This is a genomic window from Deltaproteobacteria bacterium, assembly GCA_023382265.1.
In the GTDB taxonomy this organism is placed as follows: domain Bacteria; phylum JAMCPX01; class JAMCPX01; order JAMCPX01; family JAMCPX01; genus JAMCPX01.
The window spans coordinates 1-9,281 of sequence record JAMCPX010000046.1; the positions used below are offsets into that span (position 1 = coordinate 1).

General features: G+C 39.8%; 7 protein-coding genes. 3 read left to right on the forward strand and 4 right to left on the reverse strand.

Annotated elements, in window-relative coordinates; genetic code table 11:
* Positions 1 to 659 (forward strand): radical SAM protein (locus M1381_08320; GenBank protein ID MCL4479082.1); only part of this gene is annotated, 659 nt, incomplete at its 5' end.
* A gap of 125 nt (positions 660 to 784) precedes the next feature.
* Here the strand turns inward: M1381_08320 and M1381_08325 are convergent.
* Positions 785 to 2,308 carry a B12-binding domain-containing radical SAM protein gene (locus tag M1381_08325; GenBank protein MCL4479083.1) on the reverse strand — a complete coding sequence of 508 codons (1,524 nt, stop codon included), beginning with the start codon at positions 2,306 to 2,308 and terminating at the stop codon, positions 785 to 787.
* 94 nt (positions 2,309 to 2,402) lie between these two features.
* On the opposite strand from M1381_08325, the gene M1381_08330 reads away from it, so the two are divergent.
* Positions 2,403 to 3,854 carry a B12-binding domain-containing radical SAM protein gene (locus M1381_08330; protein ID MCL4479084.1) on the forward strand — a complete coding sequence of 484 codons (1,452 nt, stop codon included), beginning with the start codon at positions 2,403 to 2,405 and terminating at the stop codon, positions 3,852 to 3,854.
* Positions 3,855 to 4,109: 255 nt separating this feature from the next.
* Here M1381_08330 and M1381_08335 read toward each other — a convergent pair whose 3' ends face one another.
* The 3 genes from M1381_08335 to M1381_08345 are packed head-to-tail and all read right to left on the reverse strand — an operon-like array spanning position 4,110 to position 8,617.
* Positions 4,110 to 5,648 carry a B12-binding domain-containing radical SAM protein gene (locus tag M1381_08335; protein ID MCL4479085.1) on the reverse strand — a complete coding sequence of 513 codons (1,539 nt, stop codon included), beginning with the start codon at positions 5,646 to 5,648 and terminating at the stop codon, positions 4,110 to 4,112.
* A 33-nt stretch (positions 5,649 to 5,681) separates the two neighbouring features.
* The gene (locus M1381_08340; protein MCL4479086.1) at positions 5,682 to 7,148 is read right to left on the reverse strand and encodes a B12-binding domain-containing radical SAM protein; all 1,467 of its coding nucleotides are present in this window, start codon (positions 7,146 to 7,148) and stop codon (positions 5,682 to 5,684) included.
* A 44-nt stretch (positions 7,149 to 7,192) separates the two neighbouring features.
* Positions 7,193 to 8,617 (reverse strand): glycosyltransferase family 39 protein, encoded by a 1,425-nt coding sequence (locus M1381_08345; protein ID MCL4479087.1) that lies wholly within the window; start codon positions 8,615 to 8,617, stop codon positions 7,193 to 7,195.
* Positions 8,618 to 9,042: 425 nt separating this feature from the next.
* Between M1381_08345 and M1381_08350 the strand changes: the two genes are divergently transcribed.
* Positions 9,043 to 9,279 (forward strand): hypothetical protein, encoded by a 237-nt coding sequence (locus M1381_08350; protein MCL4479088.1) that lies wholly within the window; start codon positions 9,043 to 9,045, stop codon positions 9,277 to 9,279.
* Positions 9,280 to 9,281: the final 2 nt, after the last annotated feature.

Sequence of the window (9,281 nt, forward strand, 5' to 3'; positions counted from 1 at the left end):
TTATCTTTCAGGATGACACGCTTACGATAGATAAAAAATGGGTTGTTGAGTTTACGGATCTGCTTATAAAGGCGGATACAGGTCTTATCTGGGGATGCAACACAAGGGCGGACACCATTGACAGGGAGCTACTCCTGCGTATGCACACGGCAGGACTGAGGAAGATACAGATAGGGGGAGAATCCGGCACGATCAGGATATTGAGCGATGTCTATAAAAAAGGCATTGTCCCTGAACAGGTAAGGAAGCTTGTCGGTATCGCACACAGCGTTGGTGTAAAAACACTGGTGTTTTTTATGCTCGGCGCGCCGGGCGAGACAAGACAGGAAGTGATCTCTACCGTTAAATTTGCAAAGGATATAAAATCCGACGAGGTAACATTTAATCTTACCCAGCCTCTGCCGGGAACGGATCTCTTCGAATTTATGTCGAACAAAAAAGAGTATGCTATAGAAAAAGATTTTTCTCATTTTGATTATTACAACAGGCGGGCATTTAACGATGTTACCCTTTCCAACCGCCAGCTCAGGTTTATACGGATCATGGGGTTCTTTTATGTATATGTAAGGCTTTCATCCTTTGTATACATGGCCAGGCATTTTAGCTCGGTCAGCGGTATGAAGAAACTGTTTGCAAAGTTAAAGAGGGTATTTTCATGAACGGCAATTACAAGACCCTCTTACCGATTCTTCTGGAAGATTTCAGCCCCTTCCCCTTTTAGGGGAACGGGTACCCACCCGACAGGGAAGGGTGCGGATGAGGTCTCGACCTCTTTAAGAAGGCCTCATCTTTGTCCTCTCCTCAAAGGAGGGGAAGTCAATTTGTTAAAGGACGGGGCGACACTATGCCCCGGATGTCTTTCACGGGATTCCTTGAGCAATGAGACATCTACCGGTTTAAAGGTCTGCTTCTTGTTTCCCTTTCCCGCAAACATGTCTTTTATTAGCAAGCCGAACATGTAAGGAAGATCCAGCCACAGTTTTCTCGCTTTTAATATCCGTACGATCCTAACAGGGTTAAAATAAAACCGTATCCATGCCTTTGAATAAATTCTATGAAGTGTTTTATCCGGCATGCTGCTGGCATTGAAAGGGATCGAATGATAATCAAAATCTTCCGGCTTGAGATTTGCCGGCTTCTTTCCCGTCGATGCTATCTGCCGTGCAAGCTCGGTATCGCCGAAGGGATTAACGAGGAAAAAAAGTGCCTGGTGCATCCTCGATTTGCAGGCAAAATCGACGGTAGCTCTGAGCTCTTCTTCAGTTTCTGTCGGGAAACCGAGCATAAAGAACCCGATTACGAACATCCCGCTGTCGACACAAACATCTATCATTTTTGCCACCTTCTCAAGGTTGAGGTTCTTCTTCACCATCTTTTGCAGTCTCGGTGATACGGTTTCTACAGCAACAGCGATTTCCACGGTTCCGGCCTTTTTCATTAAATGAATGATCTCTTCATCAAGCATATCCGCCCGTACGCCGTTGGTGAAATAAAGGTTCGTTTTCCAGTTTCGCGTTATCATGCCAAGCAATATTGCCTTTATCCGATCTTTTTCAAGGTTTGGAATATCGTCCAAAAATATGAAATCATGGATGCCATAGTTATTGATGAGCATTTCCATTTCGGCAAGGACATTTTCTGCAGACCTGGCTCTGAATGTTTTACCGAAGATATTGTGGCAGTATGTACAATGGAACGGGCAACCTCTCGATGTCTGAAGGACCATGTAGGGACGAAACCTGATGCCGTTTATGCTGTATATATTTACATATTTTTTGAGCTCCGCACTATCCCAAGCCGGGAACGGCAGTTCATCGAGGTTATTTATATATGCCCTGGATTTATTGATCTTGACTATATCATGATCTCTATAAACTATACCATCTATCGTGGTTAAATCTTTTCCTGCTTCCAAGGCATTCAGCAACTCTTTAAACGTAATCTCCCCTTCACCGATGACCGCAACATCTATATCTTCATTATTCATAACCTCTTGCGGTGCAGATGTCGGGTGCGGTCCGCCAACAATAACCGGAATATCCGTAAGTTGTTTTACCAGGTGCGCAATGTGGTACATTGCCTGAGCCTCAAAGGTAAGAGCTCCAATACCCGCGATATCCGGCTGAAATTTAAGGACGGTATTATATACTTCTTTTAGAGGTTCTTTGTAGAGTCTTGTGTCGATAATTTTTACTTCATCATGCCTCGTTTGCCTTATGTATGATGCAATATACATAAGCCCGAGAGGCGGGGTTGTGCCTTTCGATCTCGCAATGAGGTTGCTGCTTTTGATCAAGAGTACTTTCATAGTTACTTTTATTTAAGCATAACGATTCTATTTTACAATAAGAAAATATAATCCTATGGTAAAAAATAGAGGATTGTGCTTTTATAAAGACAAAATGAAGATACTTCTCATCAAAAGCGGCAATCTCAACACACGGGCCATCGGCATAACACCGCCCCTTGGATTAATGTACGTCGCATCGTATTTGAAAGCGTCACGAGGGGATGATGTTAGAATCTTTGACATACGGTTTTACAAAGAGCCGCTGAAAGAGATTTACCGTATTATCAGTGAATTTGAGCCTGATATTGTCGGTATAAGTGCCCTTACTCTGGAATCTCCTGCCCTGTATCAGATTGCCCGTTTTGTAAAGTCGGTCATAGATGTTCTTATAATTGCCGGTGGACCCCATGCAACATCCGTACCTGAAGAGGTCTTGAAGAACAAAGATATCGATATTGTTGTCATCGGAGAAGGGGAGATCACATTCAACGAACTGCTTGATAATCTGGATAAAGGAGCGGGCATAGAAAGTGTTCATGGTATCGGCTACAGAAGAGATAATGATATTATATTGACCCATCAAAGAAACTTTATAGAGCATCTGGACTTCATACCCTTTCCAACATGGGATCTAATCGAACTGGAGAAATATGCCGAGACTGCAAGTATGAGTATCATAGGATATGGCCCCTATATGGTGCTTTTAACATCCCGCGGTTGTCCTTTCCACTGTACCTACTGCCATAATATCATGGGCAAGGAATTCAGGGCACGGTCTGTTAAGAATGTTCTCGATGAGATGAGAATATTGATAGAACAGTACCATATCAATGATTTTGAGATCATCGATGACATATCAAATTTCGATAAGGAACGATTCAAACAAATTATGCGCGGCATCATAGGTAACGGCTGGAAGGTTGCACTTTCTTTTCCGAACGGTGTCAGGACGGACCTGCTTGACGATGAGGCTGTGCGATTGATGCGGCAGGCAGGCACAGAAGAGGTTACTATAGCTGTGGAAACCGTATCTGTAAGATTACAAAGGATGGTAAAGAAAAACCTTAACCTTGAAAGGGTCAAACACATCATAGATGTTTGCTTGAATGAGGGTATGTATGTTCGCGGCTTTTTTATGCTCGGCTTCCCGACGGAAACGGAGGAAGAAGTGAAAGCCACGATTGATTTTGCTTGCAAATCCCGCATACATGGAGCTCTCTTTTTTCTTGTAAACCCGTTTGGAGGGACAGAGCTTTCAAAGCAGGCGGAACAAACCGGTAAAATGCCTTCTTATATAAAACCTGAAGACTTTGACTACCATGCGATGCCCTTTAACGCGAGCAATGTACCTGACAGGAGACTTCATCGGCTTTATGCAACAGCATGGATGAGATTCTATTTTAACCCGATAAGGATATCCCGCATCTTGAAGACAAAGGCTACTTGGAATGACCTGCCCTATTATTTCTATGTGTTACTGAAGAACCTGTTCACACCCAAAGGTAACCAGCGATTAGTTCTTGAACCGGTAAACTTTGAATTTAAAAAGATTCATAAGAAATGAATCATATTGCTTACCCTCGCAAAACAATGAGAAGAAAATGTATTGGATTTTTCTTCTGCAAAGAAGAACTAGTAAGTGAATTGCCGGCTGCCAAACATGCTGCGTCATACAAGGTAGAACGAGTAAGAATGTCATGCTGAACTTGTTTCAGCATGTAATAAATTTAATCGCCTATGAGATCCCGGGATTAATTCAGGATGATGCAAAGGGACTGCGGAACAGTCTCAAAGACAATATATTTTCAGTTTATTTGAACTACCTTAAACTTGCTTGCTTCTTTTTAGATGACCACAGTGAAAGATATTTTGTGTTTTTTTTGTGATAGGTGATTTCAACCTGCTCCAGTGTTGTTTGTTTATTACCTTTAAGAGGAAACAGCATTGCCTGCAACGTCAATAAAACCATCGGAAGAATATGATTGAAATGGTAAAATAAATCGTGCACCACGGCCTTTGTTCTCAATATCCTGAATATACGTGCAGGATTGATATAGAATTTGATATAAGCAGACCTATATAGTTTATAGAACTTTTCATCCGGGATATCACTTATATTCAAGGGCATCGCCAGATAATCAAAATCATCCAACTGAATTTTCTCCAATTGCTTCCCCAGTCCCATTTCTTGTACATATTCATAAATCCCTGTTCCTTTATATGGATTGAGAAGAAAAAAATAAGCAATATGTAGTTTTGACTTACATGCGAAATCAATAGTGGCCTTCATTTCTTCTTCCGTTTCGGTCGGGAACCCGAACATGAAGAACCCACGCAAAAATATGCCTCTGTCTGCAGCAAACTCTATCATCTTTTTTACCTTCTCAAGGTTGAGGTTCTTTTTTATCATCTTCTGCAGTCTCGGCGATACCGTCTCAACCGCTATCGATACCTCACTCGCCCCGGCTTTCTGCATAAGGCTGATAATTTCTTCATCGAGCATATCCGTTCTTACACCGTTGGAAAAAGACAGCCTTACCTTCCACCCCTTTTCTATAATACCGGAGAGGATAGATTTTATTCTTTCTCTGTCAAAATTCGATATGTCGTCTATGATCTCAAAATCATTTATATGATATTGTTCTACCAATATTCTCATTTCTTCAAGTACGTTTTCAGCGGACCTTGCCCTGAAATTTTTGCCCATTATGTTGTGGCAGAAAGTACATTGGAACGGACATCCGCGTGATGTCAGCATTACCATGTATGGAAGAAAACTGGATCTGAATATAATGGTGCTCACACTCTTTACGTGAGCATATTTATTAACATCGATAAGGTCCCATGCAGGAAAAGGCAGTTCATTGAGATTATCAATATATCCCCTTGGAGGAGTCCGTATAATATCGTCGTCCTGCCTGTACATGATACCATCTACCTTCTCTATCCCTTGTCCCGCATCCAAATTATCTAGGAGCTCCTTAAATGTAACTTCTCCTTCTCCAATTACTGCGATATCAATATCCTTGTTCTCTAAGATCTCGTCCGGAGCAGATGTTGCATGTGGACCTCCAACAATGATAGGGGCACCGGTAACTGTCTTTACAAAATGGGCAATCTGATACAGGGCGGGCGCTTCAAGCGTAAGCGCGCTTATACCAATGACATCAGGCTCAAATTCATGTATAATGCGGTCAATCTCCCTGAGGGGTGCTTTGTGGAAGCTAATGTCGAAAATCCTGACATCATCCCCCCGAGTTGCTCTGATATAGGATGCAACATACATTAACCCAAGGGGTGGTGTTATGCCTATTACCTTTGTGTTAATATTCCTGCTCTTGATAAAAAGTATTTTCATATTATATTCCGGGATTCCCAGGCCGAAGCGAGCTCATTTAGATAAAGTGGATCGCATCTTTGTTTTTTTGTTACCTTTCAGGGGATGCAGAATGGTCAGAAGTGTTGCAAAGATCGTGGGAAGAAAATGAGTGACATTGAAAAATAAATTACGCAGCACAGCCTTTGTCCTGAGGATCCTGAATGCCCTTGCAGGATTGAAATAAAATTTTACATAGGCACGGGAATAAAGACTGTGCAGCCGTTTGTCCGACACGGCGCTTACATTAAACGGCATTGCATGATAGTCAAAATCTTCCAGATCAAGTTCCGGTATCTCTACCCCCACTTCTTCTGCTTGTTTGTATATTTCCGTGCCCTTGAAAATATTGAGAACAAAAAACAATGCGGTGTGTAATTTCGACTTGCATGCGAAATCTATGGTAGCTTTCATCTCCTCTTCTGTTTCCGTCGGGAATCCGAGCATAAAAAGTCCTCTTAAAAAGATTCCTTTCCCTGCGGCAAAATCTATCATCCTTCTTACTTTCTCAAGGTTGAGATTCTTTTTTATCATTTTCTGTAATCTTGGCGTTGCGGTCTCGACCGCAACAGATATTTCTGCAGTTCCGGCTCTCTGCATAAGGTTGATGATCTCTTCATCGAGCAAATCTGTTCTTACACCATTGGGAAAAGCGAGCCTTATCTTCCAATCCTTTTCTATAATACTGGAGAGAATAGATTTTATTCTCTCTTTGTCAAAATTCGATATGTCGTCTATAATTTCAAAATCTTTTATGTTAAACTGCTCTATCAATACCTTCATTTCTTGCAGAACATTCTCCACAGACCTTGATCTGAACTTTTTTCCAAAAATATTATGGCAATATGTACACCGGAAAGGACATCCGCGTGATGTCAGCATTACCATATACAACTGTGAGCTCGCTCTGAAGATGGGTGTGCTCATACTCTTTGCATGAGCGTATTTTTGAAAATCTATAAGATCCCATGATGGAAAAGGCAGAATATCAAGATTATCTAAATATTCCCTTTCCGGATTCAGTATTGTGTCATTGTCTTTCCTATAACCGATACCTTTAACGTCCTCTATCCTATTTCCTTTGTTTAAGACGTCAAGAAGCTCTTTGAAGCTAATCTCTCCTTCGCCTATAATCACAATATCAATATCTTTGTTCTTTAATACTTCTTCAGGTGCAGACGAAACATGAGGCCCTCCGGCAATTACAGGGATATCAGTAATCGACTTTACAAAATGGGCAATTTGATACATGGCAGGTGCTTCGAGAGTAAGAGCGCTTATGCCAACTATGTCTGGCTCGAATTCATTTATAACACGCTGGATTTCCTGAAGTGGCTCCTGGTAAAACCTTATGTCAAAAAGCCTGACTTTGTCACCCCGTGCTGCTCTTATATACGATGCGATATACATTAATCCAAGCGGCGGTGTTATGCCTATCGCCATTGCATCCGGATTCCCACTTTTGATTAAAAGAATCTTCATATTTTTTTATCTAAGCACTAATATACCTTTTTACAACAGAATATTTAGTGACTTTTGTACACATAAATTTCCCCACTTTTGACTTCAGGAGTAAACTTGGAAAACAGAGATATATAGGGCGCACAGTAAGGCATAAATATTTTTACCTGATGAAAATGATCGTCATTCATTAATTGGTTAAAATAATCATATCCCCCTTCCAGATGTATGTCAAACCCTGTGGCTATGACAAAATCAGGCTTAACAACCTTTACACTATAGCGAATAGGTGGATTCCTTTTAATAGCTTCGGTATATATAGGATAGACATAATATTTCCACTTAAACACAGGCCTCAAAGTAGTTAGTATAAGTATAGTAGAATCCGGAGGGATATTTTTGTTTACCCAATAGCCTAATCTATTGTAATTGTATATCAAGCTTATAAAATTACCTGATGAGAAAAGTATATCGATAAAAATAACCATAACTATCAAAATCTTAACACTTTTTTTCCTTAATTTATCAAACACATACATAAAACTATATGCAGCAAGCAGCATAAAGAACGGCAAAATGGTCAAGTAAAAATAACCGCCGCCAGCATAAGAAGGCCGATCGGAAACAAGGGTTATTATTAGAAAATATACGAATGGATAGATTAGAAATAACATGGTTTCATACAATCCTTTATGCTTTGTGTATAAATATATGCCATATATTGATAATGCATAAATACTTATGGAGAGCATAAATGGAAAAACAATTATAAGTTGAGCAATAAATCTTTTATGTAAGAGGTTGTTTTCAAGATTAATATCCTGCTCGTAGGTAAATTCATGAAATATAGCATGAATAAACTCTGGAATATGCAAAATCAAATATGGGGATGTCAGAAAGAATGCAACAAACGCTGTGAACAAAAACATACCTATGTTTCTTATATTTTGTCTGTGGGTGAAATCAGGGGCAGGGTTTTTATAATAATATATGAACCATCCGGTTATAGGCATAAATAGTACAAATAAATCAAGCCGCGTGGACATGGCAAATCCCGAAAAAACTCCCGCCAGAACATACCATTTGATCTTATTTTCTTCTTTAATTCTGATCGAATAATAGAATACACACATTGCAAAAAATGTCATGAATGTATCAGGTTTAAATAAATGGGACATAAAGAGTTCAAGAGGATTAAATACCATGAAGATTAATGCTAAAAAGGCAACCTTTCTGTTGAACAATCTCTCTCCAACTTTATAGGTAACAAGAATGGTGAGTATATCAAAGAAAGCCGATTCATACCTGCCGATAAAGTATAAAGTCGGATTGAGAAAATCCAGGGAAGGAGGTGGCAGCGGAGATATGTGCTTAATATGGAAGTATATCTCATAGATTGGAATAGTAAGATAATGTATTATTGTCCCATATTTATAAAAATGAGGATCCAATGAATGTGTATGTATCATCTTTAATATAGGTATAACCATATTAATAGTTTCGTCGTCCATGTAAAAAAATGGTAAGAATAGCCGGGGAAATATCCTGATAATAAAAGCAAAGAGCAGTATGATGAATAAACCGAATTGATAAGATTTTATACGTTTAAACATGAGAATAGCTTTCTAAATCGCAGCTCTTTAGCCGCAACCAATGTGTAAATACCTTAGATCTCATCCTAACCTTCCCGACCCAGCTTTGCTGGGTACCTGAGGGGAAGGAACTTTTGAATTTCCTCTCCTCTTAGGAGAGGACCAAGGCGAGGTCTTCTCCAGATTGTTAGCTACAACCAACATCATTTTTGTATTTTGCATAGAAGTTATAAGGAAAGAATCTAAATCGAGCCCTTCCTGTTTATTTGTAATTTTCCACTTTTAGTGGAGTTCGTCAAGCTGTTATAGTATACAAAGTATTGATGGCTGTTAAAACACATAAATATTTCTGGATTGCAAATATTGTTATTGTGATCTCACTTGTTTTGTTCTTTTCACGCTCTTTGTTTACAAACAGGATATTGGCTCCTGCTGATTTTATGACGTATCCATTTTTTGTTTCCCCTCCTAACGTTACAAAAGATTTAGAACTTACCCTAGGTGATCCGATTGTAGAATTTATTCCATGGTTTCATTTTAACAGGCCTCAAAGTAGTTAGTA